The sequence below is a fragment of the Marivita sp. genome (assembly GCF_965656765.1).
Taxonomy (GTDB): domain Bacteria; phylum Pseudomonadota; class Alphaproteobacteria; order Rhodobacterales; family Rhodobacteraceae; genus Marivita.
The window spans coordinates 14,484-40,151 of record NZ_CBFHLV010000002.1 but is presented as its reverse complement, the minus strand read 5'-3'; the positions used below and the strand labels follow the sequence as shown (position 1 = coordinate 40,151).

29 protein-coding genes are annotated in these 25,668 nt (G+C 56.8%); 7 read left to right on the top strand and 22 right to left on the bottom strand.

Going from position 1 to position 25,668, the window contains the following annotated elements; all coding sequences use genetic code 11:
* Positions 1 to 3: 3 nt before the first annotated feature.
* A complete protein-coding gene (locus ACTG4M_RS01165; RefSeq protein ID WP_439121798.1) occupies positions 4 to 1,095 on the bottom strand; it encodes a primosomal protein N' (replication factor Y) - superfamily II helicase in 1,092 nt (363 codons plus the stop codon).
* A gap of 77 nt (positions 1,096 to 1,172) precedes the next feature.
* On the opposite strand from ACTG4M_RS01165, the gene ACTG4M_RS01160 reads away from it, so the two are divergent.
* Positions 1,173 to 1,541 (top strand): CZB domain-containing protein, encoded by a 369-nt coding sequence (locus ACTG4M_RS01160; protein ID WP_439121797.1) that lies wholly within the window; start codon positions 1,173 to 1,175, stop codon positions 1,539 to 1,541.
* A 135-nt stretch (positions 1,542 to 1,676) separates the two neighbouring features.
* On the opposite strand, the gene ACTG4M_RS01155 is transcribed toward ACTG4M_RS01160, so the two are convergent.
* From ACTG4M_RS01155 to ACTG4M_RS01125, 7 genes are all read right to left on the bottom strand, one after another.
* Positions 1,677 to 2,801 carry an SPFH domain-containing protein gene (locus ACTG4M_RS01155; protein WP_439121796.1) on the bottom strand — a complete coding sequence of 375 codons (1,125 nt, stop codon included), beginning with the start codon at positions 2,799 to 2,801 and terminating at the stop codon, positions 1,677 to 1,679.
* A 17-nt stretch (positions 2,802 to 2,818) separates the two neighbouring features.
* Positions 2,819 to 3,787 (bottom strand): DUF2927 domain-containing protein, encoded by a 969-nt coding sequence (locus ACTG4M_RS01150; protein ID WP_439121795.1) that lies wholly within the window; start codon positions 3,785 to 3,787, stop codon positions 2,819 to 2,821.
* Positions 3,788 to 3,794: 7 nt separating this feature from the next.
* Positions 3,795 to 4,994: a toxic anion resistance protein gene (locus ACTG4M_RS01145; protein ID WP_439121794.1), complete on the bottom strand. Its 1,200-nt coding sequence runs from the start codon at positions 4,992 to 4,994 to the stop codon at positions 3,795 to 3,797.
* Positions 4,995 to 5,023: 29 nt separating this feature from the next.
* Positions 5,024 to 5,926: a 5-bromo-4-chloroindolyl phosphate hydrolysis family protein gene (locus ACTG4M_RS01140; RefSeq protein WP_439121793.1), complete on the bottom strand. Its 903-nt coding sequence runs from the start codon at positions 5,924 to 5,926 to the stop codon at positions 5,024 to 5,026.
* Positions 5,927 to 6,100: 174 nt separating this feature from the next.
* On the bottom strand, positions 6,101 to 6,955 hold the full coding sequence (locus ACTG4M_RS01135; RefSeq protein ID WP_439121792.1) for a hypothetical protein: 855 nt from the start codon (positions 6,953 to 6,955) through the stop codon (positions 6,101 to 6,103).
* A complete protein-coding gene (locus ACTG4M_RS01130) occupies positions 6,955 to 7,152 on the bottom strand; it encodes a hypothetical protein (protein WP_439121791.1) in 198 nt (65 codons plus the stop codon). Before ACTG4M_RS01130 ends, ACTG4M_RS01135 begins: the two co-directional genes overlap by 1 nt.
* Before the next feature lie 53 nt (positions 7,153 to 7,205).
* The gene (locus tag ACTG4M_RS01125; RefSeq protein WP_439121790.1) at positions 7,206 to 8,093 is read right to left on the bottom strand and encodes a pseudouridine synthase; all 888 of its coding nucleotides are present in this window, start codon (positions 8,091 to 8,093) and stop codon (positions 7,206 to 7,208) included.
* On the opposite strand from ACTG4M_RS01125, the gene ACTG4M_RS01120 reads away from it, so the two are divergent.
* The gene (locus ACTG4M_RS01120) at positions 8,094 to 8,555 is read left to right on the top strand and encodes a nucleoside deaminase (protein ID WP_439121789.1); all 462 of its coding nucleotides are present in this window, start codon (positions 8,094 to 8,096) and stop codon (positions 8,553 to 8,555) included.
* The gene (locus tag ACTG4M_RS01115; protein ID WP_439121788.1) at positions 8,552 to 9,097 is read left to right on the top strand and encodes a pseudouridine synthase; all 546 of its coding nucleotides are present in this window, start codon (positions 8,552 to 8,554) and stop codon (positions 9,095 to 9,097) included. The genes ACTG4M_RS01120 and ACTG4M_RS01115 overlap by 4 nt, the downstream gene beginning before the upstream one ends.
* A 27-nt stretch (positions 9,098 to 9,124) precedes the next feature.
* Here ACTG4M_RS01115 and hemF read toward each other — a convergent pair whose 3' ends face one another.
* The 4 genes from hemF to clpS form a co-directional block, all read right to left on the bottom strand.
* Positions 9,125 to 10,018 (bottom strand): oxygen-dependent coproporphyrinogen oxidase, encoded by an 894-nt coding sequence (hemF, locus tag ACTG4M_RS01110; protein WP_439121787.1) that lies wholly within the window; start codon positions 10,016 to 10,018, stop codon positions 9,125 to 9,127.
* A gap of 89 nt (positions 10,019 to 10,107) precedes the next feature.
* The gene (locus ACTG4M_RS01105) at positions 10,108 to 10,911 is read right to left on the bottom strand and encodes an SDR family NAD(P)-dependent oxidoreductase (protein WP_439121786.1); all 804 of its coding nucleotides are present in this window, start codon (positions 10,909 to 10,911) and stop codon (positions 10,108 to 10,110) included.
* Between the two features lie 12 nt (positions 10,912 to 10,923).
* Positions 10,924 to 11,937 (bottom strand): class I SAM-dependent methyltransferase, encoded by a 1,014-nt coding sequence (locus ACTG4M_RS01100; RefSeq protein ID WP_439121785.1) that lies wholly within the window; start codon positions 11,935 to 11,937, stop codon positions 10,924 to 10,926.
* 22 nt (positions 11,938 to 11,959) lie between these two features.
* On the bottom strand, positions 11,960 to 12,298 hold the full coding sequence (gene clpS / locus ACTG4M_RS01095) for an ATP-dependent Clp protease adapter ClpS (protein ID WP_439121893.1): 339 nt from the start codon (positions 12,296 to 12,298) through the stop codon (positions 11,960 to 11,962).
* A 105-nt stretch (positions 12,299 to 12,403) separates the two neighbouring features.
* Between clpS and ACTG4M_RS01090 the strand changes: the two genes are divergently transcribed.
* The gene (locus ACTG4M_RS01090) at positions 12,404 to 13,102 is read left to right on the top strand and encodes an HAD family hydrolase (protein WP_439121784.1); all 699 of its coding nucleotides are present in this window, start codon (positions 12,404 to 12,406) and stop codon (positions 13,100 to 13,102) included.
* 157 nt (positions 13,103 to 13,259) lie between these two features.
* Entirely contained in the window at positions 13,260 to 14,858 is a 1,599-nt protein-coding gene (locus ACTG4M_RS01085; RefSeq protein ID WP_439121783.1) for a D-alanyl-D-alanine carboxypeptidase family protein, read from the top strand.
* Between the two features lie 9 nt (positions 14,859 to 14,867).
* On the opposite strand, the gene ccoS is transcribed toward ACTG4M_RS01085, so the two are convergent.
* From ccoS to ACTG4M_RS01060, 5 genes are all read right to left on the bottom strand, one after another.
* Positions 14,868 to 15,026 carry a cbb3-type cytochrome oxidase assembly protein CcoS gene (gene ccoS / locus ACTG4M_RS01080; RefSeq protein WP_439121782.1) on the bottom strand — a complete coding sequence of 53 codons (159 nt, stop codon included), beginning with the start codon at positions 15,024 to 15,026 and terminating at the stop codon, positions 14,868 to 14,870.
* Between the two features lie 13 nt (positions 15,027 to 15,039).
* Positions 15,040 to 17,226, bottom strand: coding sequence for a heavy metal translocating P-type ATPase (locus tag ACTG4M_RS01075; RefSeq protein WP_439121781.1), 2,187 nt, complete (start codon positions 17,224 to 17,226; stop codon positions 15,040 to 15,042).
* Positions 17,227 to 17,229: 3 nt separating this feature from the next.
* Entirely contained in the window at positions 17,230 to 17,691 is a 462-nt protein-coding gene (locus tag ACTG4M_RS01070) for a FixH family protein (protein WP_439121780.1), read from the bottom strand.
* Entirely contained in the window at positions 17,691 to 19,127 is a 1,437-nt protein-coding gene (ccoG, locus tag ACTG4M_RS01065) for a cytochrome c oxidase accessory protein CcoG (protein ID WP_439121779.1), read from the bottom strand. Before ccoG ends, ACTG4M_RS01070 begins: the two co-directional genes overlap by 1 nt.
* A gap of 96 nt (positions 19,128 to 19,223) precedes the next feature.
* Positions 19,224 to 20,102, bottom strand: a complete 879-nt coding sequence (locus ACTG4M_RS01060) for a LysR family transcriptional regulator (RefSeq protein ID WP_439121778.1) — start codon at positions 20,100 to 20,102, stop codon at positions 19,224 to 19,226.
* 98 nt (positions 20,103 to 20,200) lie between these two features.
* On the opposite strand from ACTG4M_RS01060, the gene ACTG4M_RS01055 reads away from it, so the two are divergent.
* Entirely contained in the window at positions 20,201 to 20,341 is a 141-nt protein-coding gene (locus ACTG4M_RS01055) for a hypothetical protein (RefSeq protein ID WP_439121777.1), read from the top strand.
* A 195-nt stretch (positions 20,342 to 20,536) separates the two neighbouring features.
* On the opposite strand, the gene ccoP is transcribed toward ACTG4M_RS01055, so the two are convergent.
* From ccoP to ccoN, 4 genes are read right to left on the bottom strand one after another with little or no spacing between them, the layout of a single operon-like run.
* The gene (ccoP, locus tag ACTG4M_RS01050; RefSeq protein WP_439121776.1) at positions 20,537 to 21,406 is read right to left on the bottom strand and encodes a cytochrome-c oxidase, cbb3-type subunit III; all 870 of its coding nucleotides are present in this window, start codon (positions 21,404 to 21,406) and stop codon (positions 20,537 to 20,539) included.
* Positions 21,403 to 21,588: a cbb3-type cytochrome c oxidase subunit 3 gene (locus ACTG4M_RS01045; protein WP_292264233.1), complete on the bottom strand. Its 186-nt coding sequence runs from the start codon at positions 21,586 to 21,588 to the stop codon at positions 21,403 to 21,405. Before ACTG4M_RS01045 ends, ccoP begins: the two co-directional genes overlap by 4 nt.
* Positions 21,589 to 21,598: 10 nt before the next feature.
* Positions 21,599 to 22,327 (bottom strand): cytochrome-c oxidase, cbb3-type subunit II, encoded by a 729-nt coding sequence (ccoO, locus tag ACTG4M_RS01040; protein ID WP_439121775.1) that lies wholly within the window; start codon positions 22,325 to 22,327, stop codon positions 21,599 to 21,601.
* Between the two features lie 13 nt (positions 22,328 to 22,340).
* On the bottom strand, positions 22,341 to 23,951 hold the full coding sequence (gene ccoN, locus ACTG4M_RS01035) for a cytochrome-c oxidase, cbb3-type subunit I (RefSeq protein WP_439121774.1): 1,611 nt from the start codon (positions 23,949 to 23,951) through the stop codon (positions 22,341 to 22,343).
* A 200-nt stretch (positions 23,952 to 24,151) separates the two neighbouring features.
* Between ccoN and ACTG4M_RS01030 the strand changes: the two genes are divergently transcribed.
* Positions 24,152 to 24,991 carry a universal stress protein gene (locus tag ACTG4M_RS01030; RefSeq protein WP_439121773.1) on the top strand — a complete coding sequence of 280 codons (840 nt, stop codon included), beginning with the start codon at positions 24,152 to 24,154 and terminating at the stop codon, positions 24,989 to 24,991.
* A gap of 16 nt (positions 24,992 to 25,007) precedes the next feature.
* Here the strand turns inward: ACTG4M_RS01030 and ACTG4M_RS01025 are convergent, their stop codons facing one another.
* Complete coding sequence (locus tag ACTG4M_RS01025) at positions 25,008 to 25,658, bottom strand: GntR family transcriptional regulator (protein ID WP_439121772.1); 651 nt, start codon at positions 25,656 to 25,658, stop codon at positions 25,008 to 25,010.
* Between the last annotated feature and the right edge of the window lie 10 nt (positions 25,659 to 25,668).

The following is a 25,668-nucleotide window of genomic DNA, read 5'->3' as shown; positions in this document are numbered from 1 at the left end:
CGATCACTGGTTCATCGCGACAACGTATCCTACACCTGCTGCAACGATCAGCCCGGCCATCACCGCGAAAGCGATTTTCCAACCTGACCAAGGGCGTTCACCCTGCACTGCCCCTGTGCGCCCATTGACGACAAAGCGATAGCTTTTGCCGCGGTATTTGTAAGCGGCAAGCCAGACAGGCAACAGGATGTGCTTGAACGTTACGTCCGATACACGCGTGTCAATGTTGTGAACCTGTTGTCGATCCCCGCCGATGTCGAACTTCACATCTCGCAGAATGACGCGGTCCATAAAATTCCTAGCTTCGGAATATCCATCCTGAAGCTCAACGCCATACGCCTCGGCGCGGAAACCAGCAAGAAATTCAGGATGATAGGGTTCCAGCGCGGATAAATCCCATGGCTCGAGCGCGTCGGTGTATTTCTTGGGCAGCGACCGTGACGCCAAGACCAAAACGTCGTCAAAATAGCGTGCGACCCTGCCTGACGCGGGGCTCCAACGCACTTTGGCGACACGCACGGTCTCGGATTTTCCATTACGCACAATGCGGCGGGTTTCATAGTAAACCGTCCCACGCTGGCCGCGATACGCTGACTGCGTATCCGCATCAAACGTCCAATACGGGACGTAAATTCCGGTCATCTTGCGGCCTTTGCGGGCATATTCCTGCAGTCCGTTTGGCGCGAACCAAAGGCCACCAAGCCAATCGTTCATCGCGTGCCGTGCCGATTTTTCATCCAATGCAAACGGCAAAAGCCCCTTGGGCTTGATATGCCGGTTGCTACCTGTGTCAGCGACCACCGGAGTCGCACAAAAAGGACACTCCTCTGCATGAACCCCCGGATCGAATTCGACCTGGGCGGCGCAGTTGGGACACTTCGTGACCCGTGTCTCTTCCATCTCTTGCGATGGCAATCGATCGGCAATCGCGGTCTTAAAGTCGATCTCGCGAATGCCGCCACCAGCCCAAGGCCCTGAGCCCGAAATCTCACTGGTGTTGCCGCAGTGGTCGCACAACAACAGTCCCTGATCCGGATCAAACCGGAAATCTGCGCCACATTGGTCACAGGGAAAGTGATGCTGGGTGTCGATCATGCTTTGTCGCCGATTTGTCTAAATCCGCACTGGGGAAGGCCGTTCATAGGGACAATGACATATGAAAAGGACTTGAAATGACCAGCACAGAACTGAACACCCAGCTCAATAATGCCATCGGGGCACACGGGGCGTGGAAACTCCGCCTTCGGATGGCGGCACAAACGCCGGGTGGCAACGACATGTCTGCGACGGCCGGGGATCACCGCAACTGCGAGTTTGGCCGCTGGCTCGAGAGCTTGCCTGCCGACACGAAATCCATGCCCGAAGCCCAGGACACCATCGCGTTGCATGCGGCCTTTCATCAAACGGCTGGCCGGACGGCGCAGCTTGTCCATCAAGGCAAGAAAGACGCCGCCATTACAATGCTGGATACAGAACTTGCCGACGCTTCCAATGCGTTGAAAAGTGCAGTCTCTAAGTGGAAATTTGCGGCGAACCAATAAAACGTTACCCCAAGACATCATAGAGCAGGACGGCCACCATGTGACGTGATCCTGCTCTGCTTGCCTTGCGCCCACGTGACTGAACGGGCAACACAGCGTCTGGACAGGACTACCAAGGGCGCAATGCACATGTGATTACGCGCCCGGGGGCGGCGGTGGCAGGACGGTGAACAGTTGCGCCAGCTCCATCACCTCTTCGGCCTTTTTCCAACCGTCTTGCCCTGCCGTCCAGACATAGCTTTCCCGCGTCAATGCACCTTCGGTTGCCATTCGGCCTAGCGCCGCTTTGGAAAAAGGCCCAGTGGTCTTACCGTTTTCGGCCACGTGCCAGACATGTTCAACTGGCGGCGGGGGTGGGGGCGATTTGCGCGCCGAAGCCGTGCCATGTTGTTGCGGGGACGCGCCCCACGGGCCTGTTTGGGATGCAGCTTGATGGCCGATCTGCATCCCCAAGCCGGCGCCAAGCCCAGCCTGAATGGCAGCGGCCCCGCCACCATCTTTGCCCAGCGCCTCGGCTGCCTGAAACTGCATGTATTCGTTGAGGTTTCCGATCACGCCCATCGACGAGCGCTTGTCCAGAACAGCTTCGACCGCAGGCGGAAGAGACACGTTTTCAATATACAGCTCGGGTAGTTCGAGGCCGTATTCCGCAAGTGTCGGTGCGATTTCTTTGCCAAGCAGTTTACCAAGCTCGCGCGTGTTCGCCGCCATGTCGAGCACGGGAATACCAGAGCGAGCAACGGTGCGAGAAAACTCTTGCACGATAATGTTACGGATTTGGTAGCTGATCTCGTCCATCGTGAATTCGCCATCAGTGCCGACGATTTCCACAAGGAACTTGGCAGGATCGGTGACACGCACGGAATAGGTCCCGAAGGCCCGTAGACGGACGGGACCAAATTCGGGATCACGACAGATGATTGGGTTTTTGGTGCCCCATTTCAGATCCTGAAACCGGGTGGTGTTAACGTAATAGACTTCGGATTTGAAAGGCGACTTAAAACCGTGATCCCAGTGTTGAAGACTGGTCATGATCGGCATGTTGTTGGTTTCGAGCATGTAAAGCCCCGGCGTAAACACATCCGCCAACTGGCCCTCGTGAACAAAAACCGCAGCCTGTCCTTCGCGGACGGTCAGCTTGGCCCCATACTTGATCTCATGGCCTTCGCGTTCAAACCGCCAAACCATCGTATCGCGCGTGTCATCCGTCCAATGGATGACGTCAATGAATTGGCCACTCAGGAAATCGAAAATGGGCATTGGGGGTCTCCGTTAAGTCAGCTTGGTCCGCCGCCCGTCACTTCAAGGGCTAGCGTCCGCACAATGGGTCGGGCCTGATCGGCAGTCATGCCGGGGGTGAGGCTGGGGTCATATAGAATTTTCAGTAGCAGTTCGTCATGCGTGGTCAGCAGCGCGAATTCTTCGTCGTCATTGAAGATGGACGGACGGGCGTTTTGGTCATCATTGGCAAGACCCAACCCTTGGGCCAGTTCTTCGTGATAACATGCACGACGAGTTAAATCGGGGTGTTCAGTGCGCACCAATGCGACGGCCTGCCGGTAGGCGCTGCCTGAATTGGTATCGGCAAAAGCGACGACAAGGCAGTGAATGGACCTAGGCAGGTTGAGGAAAATCGCCCGACTGGACGCCTCCATCCCTGGTACGATCCGGTCCAGCGTGGCGCGAAGTTGGGCTTTGTCGTCTTCGCCCATAACCAGCACATGGAAGTTGGCCTGCGAGGACACGAGCGAAATGGGATGGCCGGACACGCGCGACAACCGGCGTGTATATGCGCCAAGGGTCTGGCGATCCTGCGCCTGATCTTCGGCAGACAGGCTGTCACCAAACGTAACGTCGACGCGCACCGGCACGAGCCATTTCTTGATTTCACCCAGCGCGCCGCTGGATGGCTGAAGCCCAGCGCCACGCGTGTATTCTTCCGCCAAAGCAATGCGTTCAAAATTGCGCGCCAGCATCCGATCAGTGAAAGGCGTATCGACACCGCCACCATCAACCCGCAATAGACCTTGGGCCAACAGATCTTCCTGAACGCGCGCATAGTAACTACGCAAAGCCATTGCTTGTTCAGATGGCTGTTGTGCGACAGGCGTAGAAACAGCGGCTGGTCGATCTGGTCGTGCTTGTGGTTTGGTATCTGCAGGTATGTTGCTTGCCAAGAACGGATCGCATGCCGAAAGAGCCGCAAGTGCGGCGCAGGACCACAGGATATGAGACCAGCGCCGCATCCCGTGATTATTGATCTGGCATCGAGGTCGCAGTGGTGTCGCCAATCCCGTCTTTGCGGGCTTTGGCCGACGCCAGTGTATCGCGCAGTTCGGCTTCCATCTTTTTGAGTTCCGCCTCGGCTGCAGCGCGCTTGGCCTTGCCTTCGTCGGCGATTTGCAGGCTTTCCTGAATGGTGCCGATGAGATCTGCATTGGCCTGTTTGACAGCTTCTATATCGAACACGCCGCGTTCCATTTCTTCGCGGATCAGCTTGTTGCTGTCGCGCAGGTTCTTGGCGTTCGAGGTAAGCAATTCGTTGGTCAGATCATTGGCATCCCGCACCGCAGCCGCCGCTTCGGCAGAGCGCTGGATGGTGACCGCCTGCGCCAATTGGGTTTCCCAGAGTGGCACGGTGTTGACGAGAGTCGAGTTGATTTTTGTGACGAGCGACTTGTCGTTTTCCTGAACCAGCCGAATTGACGGCAGCGATTGCATCGTCACCTGACGGGTCAATTTGAGGTCGTGCACCCGGCGCTCCAGATCGTCACGCGCAGCCCGCAGATCGCGCAATTCCTGCGCTTTCATCACCTGATCATTTTCCGCCGCAGCCTGTACTTCGGCCTCTTTGGAAGGAATGTCGTTGTTGTCCAACTCTTCGAGTTTTTCCCCACCCGCAGCGATATAAAGCGCCAATTCATCATAGAATTGCAGGGTTTTATCATAGAGCAGATCAAGCGACTTGATGTCCTTGAGCAGCGTGTGTTCATGCTTGAGAAGATCGTCGGTGATCCTGTCGATCTGGCCCTGCACCTTTTCGAATTTCGCCGTGAATTTGGCGAAGGGCGCGGCGCGGCCCAGCAGTTTTTCCCACCACGACCGTTCGCGGCGTACATCGAGCTCGGATACCGAGAATCCCCGGATGGTGCTGACGATTCCACGAAGACTGTCGCCTGCCGGGCCCACGTCTTTATTGCGGACGTCCGCCAGCATGGATTGCGATATTTCCTGCAATTCCGCCTGCGCAGCCGAGCCGAACGACACGATGGACTGGGTGTCGGCCATGTCGATTTCGGCCATACGCGACCGGATTTCTTCGCTTGCGGCAGGGTCGGCCTGCGCCAAAGGCACGATGGCGTTCGCATCCTTGGGTTCAGGCAGCACAACTGCATTCACTTCTTCCACTAGGGCGAGCGCGTCCTGCGCTTTGGAGCGGATTGTTTCAGACATCGAGGTTTCCTCTACAACTCATTTCTACTCTATTTCATTTCGCGATCAATTCGGACACCCTCGCGCTGCAACCGATCGCGCAACACATCGATTTCGACGGTCAGGTCAGATCGGTCATCCAGCAGCATTTTGCGGGTGCGTGCGGAAAAGTTCTTTTCGAGGTCATCCAGCAAAGCAGCATAATCCTCGCGAGCCTTTGGATCATGGGTTCTCGCGAAGACATCCGCGAACTTGATCGTCGCGTCACGGGCACCCATCAGATAAACGCTTAGGTACTTGCGGGCCGATGTAAGGTCTCTGGGATCTTCCTCAACAGTGCGAAACAGGTCTTTTGCAGTTGCTTCAAACTGTTCGACCCGCGCAATCATGCCACGATCCCCCGACCTTTGGATGGCATCGCGCATTGTGGCCAAATGCGCTTCGGCCTCGTCCACGGCGCGGGCGACACGATCTTGCTGGAACGTATCGACACCTTCCATTCCCTTGTTGCGCATTGGATCGAGACCGAAAGCGCCGATGTGTAGCGCTGTGGCTGCCAGTCCGTAAATCACTGGTGCAATCAAACCAGGCTCATTGGCAAAGGCCGCGATGGCAACGCCAGCCCCAGCGATGACCGCAGCAACGGTTTTTCTGGGAAATGCCGGACGGCGCGCGACTTTGCGTGCGTTGTACGCCGCCTCAGCGGTCAGGCCACTGCGCAACAGCCAAGCGCCCAAAAGCAGCGTCGCGGCCCCGATAAGGCCTATGCCCAGGCCGATGGCGCCTTCGTTGATTGAAGTGAACGCCAAAACAACCGGTGGAACAAACAGAACATTTGACCTCGCACCGGCGGGATCCACCTTTGCGCCCTTGAACCCTTTAGACGTACTTTTGTCTGCATTTTGAGAGCTTGCCCCATCAGGGCTGTATTTTCCGCCGAACCGTTGGGACATCTTTAAAGCCCACCAAGCCAGCCGGTGGACACGCCAAACAGCACGACCAGAAGCAATGCATAGCTTACTTTTCTCAGGCCTGCACTGGACATGAGTCCCCCTTGTTCCAAAGTGTTGAAGGAAACTTAGGGGATGTGCCTAGGGCTTACTAGGGGGAAGTCGGCGCAGATCCGCTCAGGCGGCGTGATAGCGGTTCATGCGATTGAACAGCAGGTCGGTCTGGAGTTCGAAATTGTCACGGCCTTCACCAATACCACTATTCCGGGCGCGAGTTTCGAACGTGTCCACGAGGGTCTGTATCTTGACCAAAAACTTGCGGCGTTGAAAAGGAGTCACGCGGCCATTTGGTGTTTCAATCAGAGCTGTCACTTCGGATTGCATCTTGTCGATCAGTTTTGAGACCGAAGGTGCAATCCGTTGCAGTTTTGGGGAGGCGTCATCAATGGTGCCCAACAGGCCCAATACGGTGTTCACCGACGCGCGGGTGCGTTCGAACAAATCATCATCTTCCAAACGACCAAGCGCCAGCAGCAGTTCTTCACAGCGGTCATCAAACTCTTGATGCAGGTTCTGATTCACCATTCGGACGCGCATTGTAGGGTTGTCCATGCCCTTGTCGCGCATTGGATCAAGCCCAAAGGAAATCAAGCAAAGGATAAATGTCGACAAGCCGATCAAAAGCGGGATCGCTGGAAGCGCGATCTTTGTTGTCGCCAACAGACCCACCACCAAGGCAACAATCGCACTGCCAATCAGTTTGAAAGGGATCTTGGGACGTTCCGCAACTTCGGCCATATCATAGGCGATGTGCGTTCTTTGACCGACCGACAGGCACAGAAGGCCAATGCCAAACAGCATGATGATCAAAAGCGCTGAAGCAAAACCTGCAACGGTTCCGTCCAGCAACCACAGAATTAAAGGACACGTTGCAAGAACCATGAAGCCGACCGGGACATCATCGACCGGAGCGACCTTGCCAAGTGCGGCGCTATCGCGGTAGTCGACCATGCTTTTCAACCGGGACCTCATTACAGCAACCCCAGTGTGAAGATGGTCAGCCATAAAACGCCGAAAGCCACCCAAGAGGCCATCGCCCCGGTTGTGCGAATACGCTGTACCGCACCGCGCAAAGCCTTGGATGTGTCGTCGGCAACAGTCCCGAGATTCGACAAAACAAGCAGCACGGAGGTCACAAGCACGGCAGACGTGATGAATGTGATCAACATCCTGCAAAGGTCGACGCAAAAACGGGCGGAAAATGGGCGTTAAAAGGGAAAGATCAGGGAGTCTTTCCAGCCCGATTTGGACGCGGCTTGCGCCGAACTGTATTTCCCTTTGGTTTCTGAGGCTTGGCAGATTTTACCTCGGGGGCAGACTCAAGACCCAACTGATCACGAATAACCTTACGGCGCAGTTCTTCAACCGCACCTGATTTCAACTGCCCCAATTGGAAGGGTCCATAGGACACCCGGATCAACCGATTCACTGTCAATCCAAGGTCTGTCATCGCGCGACGAATCTCTCGATTCTTGCCTTCGCGCAAACCAACTGTCAGCCACGCATTCGCGCCTTGCTGACGATCCAGCGTGACCATCATTGGCTGAAACCTCTCACCGTCAATGACCAAACCCTTGCGCAATGGTTCGAGGTTTTCGTCCTTGGGCTGGCCTTTGACGCGCACGCGGTATTTGCGAAGCCAGCCTGTCGACGGCAATTCGAGCTTGCGTTTCACTCCGCCGTCATTGGTGAGCAGCAGCAGACCTTCGGAATTGAGGTCGAGCCGTCCAACGCTCATTACGCGTGGCAGGTCTTCCGGCAGTTTGTCGAAGATCGTAGGGCGGCCCTGCTCGTCCTTGGTGGTGGTCACCAGGCCGACCGGTTTGTGATAAAGCCAGATGCGTGCCTCATCCGGTGTGCCAACAACCTTGCCGTTCACAACCACCTTGTCTTCTGGTGTGACATTCAAAGCCGGGCTGTTGATCACCTTACCATTCACCGAAACGCGGCCCTGCTGAATCATCTGTTCGGCCTCGCGGCGGCTGGCAAGACCCGCGCGGGCGATGACTTTGGCGATGCGATCACCAGGAGGCGTGTTCTGTGTCATGCCAAGCGGCTTAGTCCAATTCAGCCCCTTGGGAAAGGTGATTGCGCGGTCTATGACGGGCATATGGTGTTCCGTTCAAATATGTCACTGGCCCTTGACGAGGCCCGCAACGCAGCAGCCCGCGGCGAAGTCCCCGTCGGCGCGGTTGTCGTAGCGCCTGATGGTACAATTGTGTCGTCTGCAGGGAACCGCACCCGCGAGTTGAATGACCCAACGGCGCATGCGGAAATGCTGGCAATTCGTGATGCCTGTGCGATCTTGGGGGTTGAACGGCTTGGCGAACATGACCTGTATGTGACGTTGGAGCCATGCCCGATGTGTGCCGGGGCCATCGCCAACGCACGTATTCGGCGGCTATATTATGCAGCGGGAGACGCGAAATCCGGCGGTGTCGCACATGGGGCACGGGTATTTTCGCATCCGCAATGTCATCACACACCCGAGATCTATGACGGCGTGAATGCAACTGAGGCCGAAACTCTTTTGACCGAATTCTTCGCCACCAAACGGATGAAACCAGAATGACCCGCATCATCCTGTTCAATAAACCCTTCGACGTGCTGTCGCAATTCACTGACAAAAGCACCGAAGGAACCGGGCGGCGGACCCTGTCGGAATTCGTCAAAGTGCCGGCTGTTTACCCAGCCGGGCGATTGGATCGGGACAGTGAAGGGCTGATGGTTTTGACCGACAACGGGAAATTACAGGCCAAAATCAGCAATCCGAAATTCCGGTCCCCCAAGACGTATCTTGCGCAGGTCGAAGGCATGCCAACAGAAGAACTACTCGACCAGCTACGCGCCGGAGTGACACTCAAAGATGGACCGACGCGCCCTGCGCAAGTGGATCAGATCGACCCACCGCATCTTTGGCCACGTGACCCACCTGTGCGTTATCGCAAGACGGTGCCGGACGGCTGGCTGCGCATCACCATCACCGAAGGCCGCAACCGACAGGTGCGCCGGATGACGGCACATGTCGGGTTGCCTTGCCTGCGGCTGGTCAGGTGGTCGGTTGGGGAATGGTCACTGGATGGAATTGCCCCCGGCACTTGGCGGGATGCCTAGGGCCGGGACTTGTACCTGATCCTGGGTTCAAATCCACTTGGCCAAAGGTGGAAGGCTCATCAAAACCGCATTGGCATCGTGGCCGGTTTCCAGGCCGAACTTGGTGCCTCGATCATAGACGAGGTTGTATTCGGCATAGAGTCCGCGATGCACCAATTGCGCCTCTTTGTCGGCTTCCGACCAATCCCGAACGCGTCGTTTTTCCACTAGCGGCACAAAGGCTGGCAGGAACGCGCGTCCGATATCTTGGGTCAGGGCAAAATCAGTTTCCCAATTGCCAGTGTTGTGGTCGTCCATAAAAATACCCCCGACGCCGCGTGCACGATTGCGGTGCGGGATGTAGAAGTATTCGTCAGCCCATTCCTTAAGACGCGGATAATGCGCTGCGCCGTGCGGGTCGAGGTGCTGTTTCTGGGTATTGTGGAAATGCTGCGTATCTTCGCCATATTCGATGCAAGGGTTCAGGTCAGAGCCACCGCCGAACCACCACGCGTGAGGTGTCCAAAACATGCGAGTGTTCATGTGCACGGCGGGGCAATGCGGGTTTTGCATATGCGCAACAAGGCTGATGCCCGAGGCCCAAAAACGCGGATCATCTTTCATACCGGGAATGCCCTTGCGCGCAGCCATCGCGTTTTGCGCGCGCTCACCCAAAGTCCCGTATACGGTCGAGACATTGACACCGATCTTTTCGAACACTCGACCACCGCGCATCACGCTCATCAGGCCGCCGCCAGCATCGGACCCATCGTCCGAGGTGCGTTTGGTTTCGGTCACCTCAAAGCGTCCGGGAGCTGCATCCCTCAATGGGCCAGTGTCGTGGCTGTCTTCCAGCCCCTCAAACGAGGCCACAATTTGGTCCCGCAGTTCACGAAACCATGCAGAGGCGCGCGCTTTTTCGGTGTCAAAATTATCCGTCATATCACTGTCCTATCTTTGTGACAGGACACTACAATGCGCGGCGGAAATCACAAGTCACCCCAACGGCTTGCTGGTACATAGAACGAGGATCAGTGCGCAGGTGCGTTAGCCGGATCAAGCAAGGTGCGGCCACCGTCGATTGTCATGATTTGACCAGTGATAAACCCTGCCCCTTCAGACGAAAGAAATTGCACGGCCTGCGCAAGCTCTGCCGGGCTGGCGATACGCGAGAGCGGTGTGTTTTCTTCGATCTCTTCGCGGTAACCATCATGATCTTTCAAAGCCTGTTTTAGGCTGGCCGACATGACTGATCCCAACGCCACAGAATTCACACGGATACGGTGTTCGGCCAAAGATACCGCCAAAGACCGTGTCAGCTGATCCAATGCCGCCATCGACACCGAAAAACCCAGCAGTTCTGGTTGCGTCCGGCGTGCCGCAATCGACGAAAGGTTCACAATCGCACCCGCCTGACCTTCGGTTTTGTCGGCGGACTGTTTAATCATGCGCTTGGCGACCATTTGCGACAGACGAAACGTATTGGTGACGTTTTGCAAGACAAGCGCTTCGAGCGTCGTATCATCCAGATCGAGCGGGTCGGAGGGCAGAACTTGACGGCTTCCGTTGACCAGAATGTCTATGCGGTCAAAAGCATCAATCGTTGCCGACAGCAGGTTTGCCAGAGTGAGCCGCTCTCGCAAGTCGCCGGCGAAGTATCGGATATTTCCATCTTCTTCGGGGATCTCGCCGCACTCATGGGCAAGGCGGGCTTCGTCCATGTCCGCGAACATGACATTGGCACCCTGATCGACAAAGTGCCGCGCAATCGCCAATCCAACGCCGTTGGCGGCACCCGTGACGATGGCCGTCTTGCCTTCGATCGAGAATGACATGGTGTTTCTCCTTCAGCGCCGTTTTGCGCGCGCCGGTTTTCCGGGCGCCCGTGGCTGGTCAGCTTGCAGGATCTTGAAACGGTTGTCGCCATCCAGTTCCTGTACCTGAACAAAACTTGACGCCAGCGTCGTTTCATAAGGCAGATGGCGGTTTGCCACCATCAACAGCGACCCCTTGGGTTTAAGCAAACGCGCAGCAGAACGAATAAAATCCTGACCCAAAGACGCATCCGGGGTGCGGCTGGTGTGAAAGGGCGGATTCATCACGACCCAATCCAGAGTACCTGGCGTGCCCCATTTGGTGGCATCAGCCCAGTGCACGGCGACACGGTCATCGTTCAAGTTCAGCTCAGCACACACCACAGCGCGATGGTCGGCTTCGACCATGTCGATATGGATGACGCCCGGAATGTCGAGCAGATGCCTTGTCAGGAATCCCCAACCGCCGCCAAGATCGGCAACGCGGCCTTTGATAGATTTGGGAAGTGCGTCGACAAGCGCAAATGAACCGGGATCCGGGCCGTCAGCGGAAAAGACGCCAGGTTGGGTGATCCAACCATCTGCAGCTGGTCCCGGATCAGGCAATGCGCAGTCCTGAAAGCTCGTGCCCGCGTCGAACCAGAAGACCTTTCCGTGTGCTTTCGAAAGCTGCCCCTCAATCGTGACGCGTGCTTTAACAAACTTGAGCATTGCGTCGATACCATCGGTCTTGGCACCGTCGACAATGATGCGACCACCGGGTGCAGTCATTTCGGCCTGCGCGATCAAACCCCGGGCGAGTTCGCGGCTGCGTGGCAAAGTGATATGTACCACATCAGCAGGCGATTTTGCGTCTGTGTTCACAGTCACGCCCATCGCTTTAAACAGGTCAAACGTTGGTTTGAAATTCTGCTGAATCGTCACATCGCGCGTTGGCAGTGCACCAATATCAGCATCGGGCTTCGGTTCGATCAGGAGGACACGTGCATCATAAGATAAATCAAGTGCACCTGTCTCGAGGGCGTGGGCTAGTCTGGCTAACGTCATGAAAGACCCCGGGCGCCCCCGGTTATTCCTTTTCCATGGTGCATTGCAACGGGTGCTGATGCCGGCGGGCGAAGTCCATCACTTGGCCAACCTTGGTTTCCGCGATCTCGTGACTGAACACACCTACGACTGCGACGCCCTTCTTATGGACGGTCAGCATGATTTCAAAGGCTTGGGCATGTGTCATGCCAAAGAACCGCTCGAGAACATGCACCACGAATTCCATCGGTGTGTAGTCGTCGTTCAGCAGCATCACCTTGTAAAGCGGCGGACGTTTCGTCTTGGCACGCGTTTCAACAACGACGCCTGTGTCGTTGTCCTCGTTTGACGGAGGTCCGGCCTTGGGGTCGGATGACGCCATGTGGTTCGACAGATGTCTCATGCTTGGGGACGTACCTCGGGTTCCATATCCTTGATGGCTCTATATAACCTGTCCTGACTGCGAGAAAAGAGGCGCGAGCCCGCTATGACGCGAAAGCTGCAAACAATCGGGTTCGATGCTGACGATACGCTTTGGCACAATGAGCGGTTTTTCAAACTCACCCAAGACCGTTTTGAAGAGCTTCTTTCTGAATACACTGACAAATCCTTGCTCCATGACCGGCTGATCGCAGCCGAGAAACGCAACATCGGCCATTATGGTTTCGGCGTGAAAGGCTTTGTCCTGTCGATGATCGAAACAGCCATTGATGTGACGGACGGTGCAGTTCCGGGACACGTTATCCGCAAAATTCTTGATGCGGGACAAGATATGCTCGCCCACCCAATCGAGCTTTTGCCGCATGCAGAGGCTACCGTTACCGCGTTGGCTGACAGCTATCGGCTAGTGCTGATCACCAAAGGCGACCTGCTGCATCAGGAACGCAAGCTTGCTCAATCGGGTCTAGGAGAACTGTTCGATGACGTTGCCATTGTGTCGGAGAAATCCGTTGCAACATATCAAACCATCTTCACTGCGCATCCCGGCGGCGCTGCGGCTGCGATGATGGTCGGCAACTCAATGCGGTCCGATATTGTTCCGGCGGTCGAGGCCGGTGCCTGGGGCGTTTTTGTGCCGCATGACCTTGAATGGGATCTCGAAAAGGCTGATCCACCCGATAATCCAAGATACCGGAGCATCCCCGACCTTGGCGATTTACCGCCACTCGTGGACGAGATCGGCTGACGCGTAGTGCCTTATTCTTGCCACATTAGCTGACCTAGTCATCACTTCGCGCCCGCCCCCAACATCTTGCGCCTGATCATGTCGGCATGAGGAAAAAAGATATAAAAATAAGGACTTTATCGACCTAACCTCGTGTGGTAACCTCTACGTAATAATAATGCTGACCGAAAAAATTCGGCAGCTTGAGGCAGAGAAGGCAGATATCGTGACGGGACGGCGTATAAAGCCGGGCCGAATTGGCCTGTATGTTATCACCGCAGTTTGGTTGGCAATCCTTGTACCCATCAGTGCTATGGCCGCGCCATATGCAGCTTTGGTCATGGATGCCCGAAACGGCGAGGTAATCCACTCGGAAAATGCGAACACACGTTTGCATCCGGCGTCTTTGACGAAAATGATGACGCTTTATGTGGTGTTCGAAGCCGTACAAAACGGTGAGATCAGCATGGACACCAAGGTGCGGATCTCCAAGAAAGCCGCTGCTGAGCCGCCGTCGAAGCTTGGCCTGCGCGCCGGGTCGACGATCCAGCTACGTTACCTTGTACGCGCTGCTGCTGTGAAATCGGCAAACGATGCTGCGACTGCCATAGGTGAGGCAATTTCCGGATCAGAGGCTGCGTTTGCGCGTCGGATGAACCGTACCGCCAAAGCGCTTGGAATGACGCGCACGACATTCAAGAACGCGCATGGCTTGACCGAAAGTGGTCACCTTTCGACTGCCCGTGACATGACGATCCTTGGGCGGCACGTGCTTTATGACTATCCGCAGTATTACAATCTATTTTCGCGCCGCAGCACCGACGCTGGCATTAAGACCGTCGCGCATACAAACCGCCGTTTTCTAGACAGCTACGCCGGGGCCGATGGGATCAAGACGGGCTATACCCGGGCTGCCGGTTTCAACCTCACCGCATCCGCAGAGCGCGGAAGAGAGCGGATCATCGTCACAGTTTTTGGCGGCAATTCAACCGCGACCCGAAACGCGCAGGTCGCTAAGCTTATGGACCTTGGCTTTAGAAAAGCACCAAGCCGCATGGCCCTACGTGTGCCGCGCAAGCCGCCCTACCTTGGCCCCGACACATCGGCCACGCCAGACGTTGTGATCGCCAAAAGCCAGACACCGTCAACCAACACACGTGCCAAATCTATTCGCGTTGTCGCGGCAGCCGTAAAAACCAGCCTGCGTCCAACAGCGCGGCCTGTCGCCGAGCCGGCACTGCCTGACGCATTGGTTGCTGAACTAAAGCAGGAAATCCAATCAGTCCTCGAAGAGGTGCAAACCGCCGAGATCGAGGAAGTAACCGCAACTGCGGCTAAGGTGGCCATCGCCGCCACAGAGCCTATGGCAAACGCCGCAGCATTGACCGCTGCGGAAAAGACTGCGCCCAGCGCATCGGTCAAGCCAGTCGTCCGCCCACGCACCTTGGTTCTGGCCTCCGCCTCTTCGCGTCAGGCTGTTTCTGTGCAGCCCGCACAGACGCGCGAAGCCGAAATTGTGACCCGCATTTCCACATCCGGTGGCCGACACTGGGGCATCAACGTAGGCCGGTTCCCAAGCCGCTTTGCTGCCGAGAAAGCCTTGCTCAAGACTGCTTTGGCAGAAATGGCAACTTTGGACGGGTCGCTTCGTAAGGTGGTGAATGGCTCACGTGGATATGATGCCAACTTCATGGGACTTAGCCGTGAAGCCGCTGACCTGGCATGCCGTCGGCTGCAGGCCCGGCAGGTCACCTGCTTTATGATCGGGCCAAGCTAAACCTGTCGTTCAGGCTTTGGGTTGGTCGTCGTAATCGTCAGACAGGATACGTTGTGCCGCGCCTTCCGGGTCTTCGTACTGCTTGGACTTGACCGTGAAGACAAACGCGACCAGCCCGACCCCACCAAGGATAAGCGAAACAGGTATCAGATAAGCCAGTACGTTCATCTTAGGCTCCGGGTTATCTCAGGCGCATTGCGTTAAGCGATACCGTAATCGAGGAACTCGACATCGCCAATGCGGCGATTAGAGGCGAGCAAAGACCCGCAACCGCCAGCGGCACAGCAATGATATTATACCACGTCGCGATGGTAAAATTCTGACGAATGCGCTTGATCGCCTTGCGCGATGTCGAAAGCGCGTCGGAAATTGGTTCAAGCGAGTTGCCCAGCAAGACCACATCAGACGCCACACGTGCCGCGTCAAGCGCAGTTGCCGGTGAGATAGACGCATGCGCCCCTGCCAAAGCGGCTGTATCGTTCAGCCCGTCACCGACCATCAGAACGTATTTCCCCTCATCGGTCAGCTGCGCGACTTTTGCGGCCTTGTCCTGCGGCAGAGCCTCGGCAATCCACTTGGCGATGCCAAGCCGGTTGGCGAAAGCCTCGACCGCCGGTGTGGTATCACCTGAGATCAGAATCACGTCGAAACCATCATGTTGCAGCTTGGTGACAAGCGCCTCGGCGCCATCGCGGATCTGATCGGCAAAGCGGAACGAGTCCGCCACACGGTCGCCGACACGCAGCCAGGCACAGGTCTCGTGGCTATCTCCACCGCCAACCCAGCTGCCACGACCCAAGCGAACGGTCTGGCCGCGCCAAGTGCCTTCGGTGCCGTGGCCCGGCACTTCGGTAATCTCTGTGACCCTATCGGGCGCTATACCTGCCTCACGGATCGCCCCTACAAGTGATTGTGACAAAGGGTGTGACGACCCTTCGGCAAGCGCCAAGGCGATGCCAAGATCGCGACGCGAATGATCGCCCAGATTGACCACTTCTGGGGTGCCCGCGGTCAGCGTACCGGTCTTGTCAAAGACAACCGTATCCACCTGCGCCATCCTTTCCAGCGCAGTTGCATCCTTGATCAACAGACCTTTGCGAAACAGACGTCCCGACGCCGCTGTGGTCACAGCGGGTACAGCTAGACCCAGCGCGCAAGGGCAGGTGATGATCAGAACCGCAGCCGCAATGTTGAGCGCGGTGCGCAGATCGAACGTGTAGATGAACCAGCCGGCAAATGCCAAAGCCGACAGGATATGCACACCCGGCGCGTAAAGCTTGGCCGCTTTATCTGCCAGCGAAGTATATCGCGACCGGCCGGATTCAGCGATAGCCACAAGATCGGCCATCCGGTGCAAAGATGTATCCCGTCCCACGGCGTTGGCGCGGATGGTCAGAGGGCCAGTCAGGTTGACTTCGCCCGCGCTGACAGGAGTGCCGGGGCCTGCGTAGATGGGTCTCGTTTCGCCAGTCAAAAGTGACCGATCCAGTTCAGATTGCCCGTCGATGATTTCGCCATCCACCGGCATCCGGCCACCGGGACGGACACGGATCAGGTCACCCACGACAAGCGCAGACATGGCGATCTGTTCTTCGCCATCCTCGGTGATCCGCGAAACACGTGGTACTTCGAGCGCGGCCAATTCCTCTGCAGCCGATCGGGCAGCTGCACGGGTTCGGTGATCAAGGTAGCGGCCTGCCAAGAGGAAAAAGGTCAGGGTGATCGCCGCGTCGAAATAGGCATGTTCGCCCGACAGTGAGGTTTCCCAAAGCGATGTGGCAACAGCCAAAGCGATGGCCAACGAGATCGGCACATCCATGTTAAGCCGCCCTGCCCTGAGCGCTGTCCATGCATGCTTGAAAAACGGCTGTGCCGAAAACGCGATGGTCGGCAAAGCGATGGCTGCAGAAATCCAGTGGAACATGTCACGGGTCGGGCCATCGGCACCGGACCAGACTGCAACAGACAGCAGCATAATGTTCATTGCCGCAAATCCGGCGACGGCCAAACGCATCAACAGATCACGGCCTGCCTTGTCGGTCTCGGTCGCGCGCAAAGCAGTGCTGTCCAGTTCGTGCGCCTCAAAGCCAGATTGTTCGAGCACGCGCACAAGATCGGCTGCCGTCACGTCCGGTGCAGCCTCGATCTGTGCCCGTTTGAGAGTGAGATTGACCCGCGCACCTTTAACACCGTTAGTTGCGCCCAAAGTGCGTTCAACCCCGGAAATACACGCCGAACAGTGGATCGACGGCAACGACAAGACGATATTGACGTCCTTAGGTATAGCGGTCTCAGCCAAGGCGGCGGCGGCGGGGGCGGCAGAACAGGCCGGACAAGCCGAGGCCGGTGGGCGCATCGCGACGGTCATAGATCAGCTTTCGACGTGAAGAACCACGCGTTGCTCGAACGGCTTACCGTCAAGCGACGTGGCTTTCATGCGGATGTTCCAGTTGCCGGGGCTCAGGGTTTCGCGGGCCACATAAGCACGTCCGTCAAAAGCAAAGTCGGGGCTGCGATCGTCCTGCACATGGGTGGCGCGGCCAAGGATCGCGTCAAGCGTGCCAGCCTGCACCGGGCGCCCTTGGCTGTCTTTGATACTCAAGATCAAAAGCCCACCACGCGCCTCGGCGTACACTTCCCAACCAAGCGTTTCCTGAACTTCGCGCCGCTCGTCAAAGCTTTGCGATGCAACGTATGAATTCTTGGTTTCCAAGCCTGGAAACGTTTTTACTGCTGAATAGGCAAGGACCAAGTTGACCGAGATAATAACGGCGAAACAACCGCCGAAAATCGCCATGGCATGCCAGCCAGTGAGTTTGCGTTCTTTGACCATCAGTTGCTTCTCCCATTGAAGATACTGTCAGTGTATGCGCGATCTCCGTTGGTCAGGTCTTCGACCCAAAAGCGGATATCGCTGCGTTCGTCTTGCGCCGGGTCTGACCCCGGAGCTGCCACCACGTAGACACGCTGTAAGAAGGTCTCATTGGCAGGTACCGACACAGTTTCGTAGGGCGTGCCTTCAAGCTGCACCCGCAGGGCCGGGTGACCAGTGACCGACACGCGAAACGGACGGTCCTCACCGTGTTTGTTGAGCAGGCGCACATCGTATGTGTTGCGGATCGAGCCATCCGACATTGTCACAAAGGTCGGGTTCCGCACCGGCGCGACGGTCATGTCGATCTCAGGGCGGATGAAAAGCGCAAAGACAAGTCCGATCCCGACCAAGGCCCAGAGGCCTGTGTACATCATCGTGCGCACCCGGAAGATATGGAACCAAGCTGTGCGCGGCTTTTCTCCAGCACGTTCGCGGGGTTCGTCCGACAACGCGAGGTAGTCGATCAGGCCACGGGGTTTGCCCACCTTTTCCATGATGTCATCGCAGGCGTCGATACACAGGCCACAGGTGATACACTCCATCTGCTGACCATCGCGAATGTCGATACCCATCGGGCAGACGTTCACACAGGCCATGCAATCGATGCAATCGCCCAGCTGCTCGGCTCCGTCCCCTTTGCGGTGCTTGCCACGCGGCTCTCCGCGCCATTCGCGGTAGCCGATGGTCAGGGTGTCTTCGTCCATCATCGCCGCCTGAATGCGCGGCCATGGGCAGGCATAAATGCAGATCTGCTCACGTGCGAAGCCGCCAAAAAAGAAAGTTGTCGCGGTCAGGATCAGCATTGTGGTGTAGGCCACCGGATGCGCTTGTCCTGTTACAAGGTTAACCAGAAGAGTGGGCGCGTCAGCAAAGTAGAACACCCACGCTCCGCCGGTGGCGAGCCCGATAATGAACCACGACACCCACTTGGTCGCCCGAAGTCGAGCTTTTCGGAAGTCCATTTTTTCCTGTCGGTGCAAGCGCAGCCGCGCGTTGCGGTCGCCCTCGATCCAGCGTTCGACCAGAATGAACAGGTCGGTCCACACCGTCTGCGGGCAGGCATAACCACACCACACCCGCCCCAACGCCGAAGTGAACAGGAACAATCCAAGCCCCGCCATAATAAGCAGACCCGCTACGAAGTAGAATTCGTGTGGCCAAATCTCGATCCAGAAGAAAAAGAAGCGGCGGTTGGCAAGGTCAATCAGGACAGCCTGATCCGGCAATTGCGGCCCCCGGTCCCATCTGATCCACGGCGTGACATAGTAAATGCCCAGCGTGACGATCATGATGATCCATTTGAAGCTGCGGAAACTGCCATTCACGCGCTTGGGGAAAATTGGCTCCCGTGCGGCGTAAAGGTTCGGCGGTGTTTGGTTTTCTGCTTGAGACACGAAACAATTGGCTCCCAAAGACGGATTGGCTTGATCGTCTTTTCTCAGGCAGTGCCGTGCCAGACTTTGACCTGCATCAAATACTGTATCTTTAATTCAGGTTTTCGCCGCTTCCCTCCGAATCCAACGCAAAAACGCCTTGAGAGGGGCACGTTGCACCCCTGGTTTTGTGACCAGATGGTATCCCGCATCCAGCCTGTCCTCGAATACGGCGATCAGACGACCTGCCGCCAAGTCTTCGGCAACCGCGATTCGTGTGGTCACTGCAATCCCGTTGCCATTGCGTGCACCATCGATCATTAGGTTTCCTGGCACCTGAGTGCGAGATAAAACCCGCACGTTTTCAAGCCCCTGCGCGGACAGCCAAGATGTGGTTTCCGTCGTCCCAAGCTCTTCGAGCCACGGATATACAATCAGTTCACGGGGCTCTTTCGGCAGGGTGCCTTGGAACAACGATGGCGCGCCAACGACAACGACGGGCGACGGTGTGAGCGGTTCGCTATCCAACCCGTTCCAGCCGCCTGTGCCATAACGGATGGCGACATCAATCGCACCAGGAGATGGATCGGTCAGCACCGGACTGGGTGTCATGATCATGTCGATCCCGGGGTGTTCCGTCTGAAAACTGGCAAGCCGCGGCATTAGCCATGCACTCGCAAATGTAGGGGTGCAGCCCACGTTCAGCGGGCGTTGCGCATCGGAGTTGGTCAAAGCCTCAACCCCAGTTGCGATACGCCCGAACCCGTCTTCCAACGCGCGGGCCAGGTCGCGTCCTTCGTTGGTCAATTCGAGTGCACGGCTTGAACGGTCAAACAAAGGCGTGCCCAAACGGGTCTCAAGACTGCGTAACTGTTGGGAAATGGCGGCATGACTGACATTCAACGCGATCCCGGCATCAATTACCGATCCTGTTTGCACAAAGGCACAAAATGCCCGGAGGGCTGAGAGGGAAGGAAGCTTCGTCCAGTCAATCATGTAATTTCAACTTACATAATGAATTTATCCCTGAGTCGCATCTCAACGCGCAAACCGCAAGTATGGAAATAGATCACAACCCACCAAAGGAGACTGTCATGTTCACCACACTTGCACAAACGTTCTTTCGCGCCAGCGGTGTTTCCCCGACCCTGTATCAACAAGAGATCCCGCAGTCGTGGTATCGCGAAGACCTGCGCGGAACGGGTGCACCAAAGCGCTGGGAGGATTGGAAATGATCGATCCGGTTGTCTATATGCCCCCGCATATCTGGTGGGGGCAGACACAACAAAACCGCGCTCGGCGGTGGCCATGGCGCGGTCAAAGATGGCGAATTGGAAAATAAGAGCGCCGATGCTTCGAAACGCGCGAACAGAAAGAAGCATCGGCGGCGTCCCATCCGGCCCTTGGGTCGGATGGGAATGTCTTGCCGATCACTCGGCCGGGGCTTCGCCCCCACCAAGACCGTGCACATAGCTCGCAACAGCGCGAATTTCGGCTTCGCTCAGGCGCTCTGTCCATGGAGGCATCACGCCAAAGCGCGAATAGGTGACGGTTTCCTTGATCGTATCGTAGTCCCCACCATAGAGCCAGATCGCATCTGTCAGGTTCGGCGCGCCCTGCCAACGGTCACCGGTACCATCATCCATGTGACAGGCAGCGCAGTTGTCTAGGAACACTGTCTCACCCGCGGCCACCATTGAGGCATCTTGGGGCTCTTCTGACAGAGACATTACGTAGTTGACCACTTGGCTGATTTCCTGCTCTTCGAGCATTTCGCCAAAGGCAGGCATCTGTGACCAGCGGGCATCCGGGTCTTCTTCGTTGCGGATACCGTGCGCGATGGTTGCGTGAATGGCTTCGATGTCACCACCCCACAGCCAGTCATCGTCCAGCAGGTTGGGATACCCTTTGGCACCAGCCGCACCAGAGCCGTGGCACTGGGCGCACCACGTCCGGAACACCGCCGCGCCTGCGTTCTGTGCGTATTGATTGAGGTCGGCGTCCTGCGCGATCTCGGTCAATTCGACAGAGGCCAGCTGTGTATTAATGCCTTCGTTCGCCTGCTCAAAGCTTGCGATGTCTTCAGCCACCTGCGCCCGTGTCGAAAAGCCAAGCAAACCAGGCGTCGCTTCTTTAATGCCGGGCCATGCCGGATAGGCGATGGTGTAAAGCACCCCCCAAACGATACAGGCGTAGAATGTCCACAGCCACCAGCGCGGGAGCGGTTTGTTGTATTCCTTGATCCCATCCCACTCGTGACCGGTGGTTTCATAATCAAGATCGTCGTCTTTTTTACTCATGTCCTCGCCTCCTTGGATGCGGCGGGTTTGTCTTCATTGCGAAACGGAATGTTGGCCGTATCGCGATGTGTCTTGTTGCTGCCGGGACGGATGGCCCAAAGGATCACCCCGACAAAGAACAGGAATAGGACGAGCAGCATCCAGCTGTCTGCGAATTCCCTGAGAAACGAATAGGTTTCCATTGTTCCCTCCTTACCGGCTGGCGTCTGGTGTGAAGGTCGAGAAGTCGACCATTGTGCCAAGCACCTGCAGATAGGCGATCAGCGCATCTGCTTCGGAAACGCCCGGCTGTCCGTCAAAGTTGCGAACATTTACGTCTTCGCCGTACCGTTCCAGAAGACCGTCAAAGTCACTGTCTGGATCGGCCTGAGCACGGAAGTCTTCGCGCGCAGCTTCGATCATCTCGCTCGAATAGGGCACACCCACGAAAGCATTGGTCCCCATCACGTCGCCGATATGTTCACCTTCCAGCAGGGTCGCTTCGAGGAAACCGTATTTCGGCATCACAGATTCCGGCACGACAGACTGCGGGTCACGCAGGTGATCGACATGCCAGTCATCAGAATAGCGACCACCAACGCGGGCAAGGTCAGGCCCGGTCCGCTTGGAGCCCCACTGGAACGGGTGGTCGTACATCGACTCTGCCGCAAGCGAATAGTGGCCATAGCGTTCGACCTCGTCACGCATCGGGCGGATCATCTGGCTGTGGCAGACATAGCAGCCTTCGCGCACATAGACGTTCCGGCCCGCCAGTTCGAGAGGGGTATAGGGACGCATCCCATCCACCTCTTCAATGGTGTTTTCGAGATAGAAGAGAGGCACAATCTGCACCAATCCCCCGATGGTCACGACAAGGAAGCTAAGGACCAGCAACAGTGTCGCGTTGGTTTCGATGAGCTTGTGTTTGTCAAGAATACCCATTGTCCAAGCCTCCTTATTCGGCTGCGACGGCTGCGCCGCTGGCCACGGCGTCTTTTGCCGGGCTGCGCGTTGCAGTCATCCACAGGTTGTAGCACATGATGAGGGCACCGGTGAGGTACATGACACCACCAAGTCCACGCACAACGTACATCGGGAACTTCGCGGCAACGGTGTCTGCAAAGCTGTTCACGAGGAACCCGTTTGCATCAACTTCGCGCCACATCAGGCCTTCCATGATCCCTGTGACCCACATCGAGGCCGCGTAGAGAATGATGCCGATGGTAGCGAGCCAGAAGTGCCAGCTGACCATGCTCAGGCTATAGAGCCGCTGACGGTTCCAGAGCTTGGGCACGAGGAAGTACAGAGCACCAAAGGTGATCATACCGTTCCAACCAAGCGCGCCAGAGTGCACGTGACCAATGGTCCAGTCAGTGTAGTGCGATAGCGAGTTCACCGCACGGATCGACATCATCGGACCTTCGAAGGTCGACATGCCGTAGAAGCCAAGCGAGATCACCATCATCCGGATGACCGGGTCGGTGCGCAGCTTGTCCCATGCACCCGAGAGCGTCATCAAACCGTTGATCATGCCGCCCCAGCTGGGCATCCAGAGTACGATCGAGAACACCATACCAAGGGTCGAGGCCCAATCAGGCAGAGCGGTGTAGTGCAGGTGGTGTGGACCAGCCCAGATATACAGGAAGATCAGCGCCCAGAAGTGAATGATCGACAGTTTATAGCTGAAGACCGGGCGTTCAGCCTGCTTGGGCACGAAGTAATACATCATGCCGAGGAAGCCAGCAGTTAAGAAGAAGCCCACAGCGTTGTGGCCATACCACCACTGAACCATCGCATCCTGCACGCCTGCGAAAACCTGCACAGATTTCGAACCGAAGATCGAGACAGGGATGCTCAGGTTGTTGAACACATGAAGCATCGCAACAGTGACAATAAAGGACAGGAAGAACCAGTTTGCCACATAAATATGCGGCTCTTTCCGCTTGATGATCGTACCGAGGAAAACCGCCAGATACGCCAGCCAGACGATGGTCAGCCACAGATCGACATACCATTCCGGCTCGGCGTATTCCTTGGACTGGGTCGCGCCCAGCAAGTAGCCCGTCGCGGCCAGCACGATAAACAGGTTGTAGCCCCAGAATACGAACCAGCCCAGGTTTCCGCCCCAGAGTCGCGCGGCGCTTGTACGTTGCACCACATAGAAGGATGTCGCGATCAAGGCGTTACCGCCAAACGCGAAAATCACCGCAGATGTGTGCAGGGGACGAAGCCGGCCAAAGTTGGCATAGCCTTGCGCCCATTCAAAATTAAGCCCCGGAAACGCGAGCTGAAACGCGATAAAGGTTCCCACGAGGAACCCTGTCACACCCCAGAACGCTGTTGCGACCACGCCGTAGCGGATCACACCGTCCATGTAGCTTGTTTCAAGAACGGCCGCAGGCACCGGTTCATCGGTGTTCCGCAACGTCCAGAGGAAAAGCCCAGCAGACACCGCCATGATAATGATGGCGTGAACCTGGTAGGCTAAATCGCGCGCATAGCTCGCTGCGATCATCGCAAAGAGCGTGATCAAACCAAGCGCGATCAGCTTGATATAGTTCAACATTTTTTGTCCCTTCGTCATACCTGCACGATTCGGCTGCCATGCAGGCGGTTTTCAGACTGGGCCCTTAATGCGAAACTTGGCCAAACCTATCCTTGATCTGCATCAATAGAATTGCCGGACTTGCTTGATGGGTGTCAAAGCGCACCACGCAACTTGGGTGGAAAGTGCTTCACGAGGGAAATCAACCAAGGGAGCCAACCATGTCTTTCAAAACGATTCTGGCCGTGGTCACTGATCAGGCCCAATTAACAGAGACCGTTTCGCAGGCCACTGCTATGGCAAGCGCGCTAGATGCCCATCTGGATATGGTGTGTATCGGTGTTGATCGCACGCAGACAGGTTACTACTACGCAGGGATGAACGCGGCTGTGCTGCAAGAAACATTGCAACATGCCCGTGAAGAAGCCTCAGAGATGGCGGCAGCCGCCAAGAAAGAGCTTGATGGGTCCGGCTTGCGCTGGGGCGTCACCGAGGCGGTCTGCCAACTTGCTGATGTTGCGCGCTTTGTCGCATCACATGCGCGTTTCGCAGATTTGGCGGTTTTGCCCCGGCCATACGGCGACGATCGGGGAATCGAACTTGAACCTGTCGTCGAGGGTGCACTTTTCGAAGGCCAATCACCTGTGATCGTTCTGCCCGATAACGGTCCAAAGCTAAAATTGCCGGAAACAATCGCCATAGGGTGGAATGAAAGCGCCGAAGCCTTGCGCGCTGTGCGCAGCGCACTGCCACTCCTAACCACTGCACGTTCGGCCCATATTGTTGTGATCGATCCACCCAAACATGGCCCCACGCGGTCAGACCCAGGTGGTCAGCTTTCGCAATTTCTCGCCCGCCACGGTGTGAAAGTCGAAATTGACGTCTTGTCCAAAACAATGCCGCGCGTATCGGATGTGATGCGACGTCATGTGACCGACATCAATGCCGATCTGGTCGTCATGGGGGCCTACGGACATTCGCGCTTCCGCGAAGCGATCCTGGGCGGCGCGACCCGCAATATGCTCGAAACCTGCGAAGTCCCTGTGTTCATGGCCCATTAATGCGGCTGCTTACGAACTACCCAGTCAACATACGCAGACCCTGGGTCACATCAGACCGCACAGCCAACCGAAGGCCGGGTTCATCCCCGGCCTTTAGGGCTGCGATGATCAAACGATGGTATTGCGGTGCCTCAGTCCGGCGCAGTCGACCGTAGAGCGCGCGCATCGTCGGCCCAAGCTGCAACCAAACCGTTTCCGCCATTGCGAGCATCGCCGGTGCCTGCGCGCGCAAATAAAGTGTGCGGTGAAAATCAAGGTTGGTGCGGATATATCCCACCGCATCACGGTTCGAGATTGCGTCGGCGATTGTCCCGTTTATGGCCTGCAAGCGGTCAATCAACGCTAAATGCGCACGCGGCAAAGCACGGCTGGCAAGCTCGACTTCGATCAAGGCGCGCAACGCGGCCAGTTCTTCGATCCGGTCGTTCGACAGCTCTGGCGTCGACACGCGCCCCGAGGCCGACATCGAGAGTGCCCCTTCAGCCACCAGCCGTTGAAACGCTTCTCGTGCGGGGGTCATGGATACGTCGAATTCTCTGCCGACCCCGCGAAGCGTCAGTTGTTCACCGGGGGACATCTGGCCGAACATGATCCGGTTGCGCAGACCGCGATAAACTCGGTCATGTGCCGAAAGGGTCGGTTCGGTGGGGCGGGTCAGCACGCTCATACCAAATTGT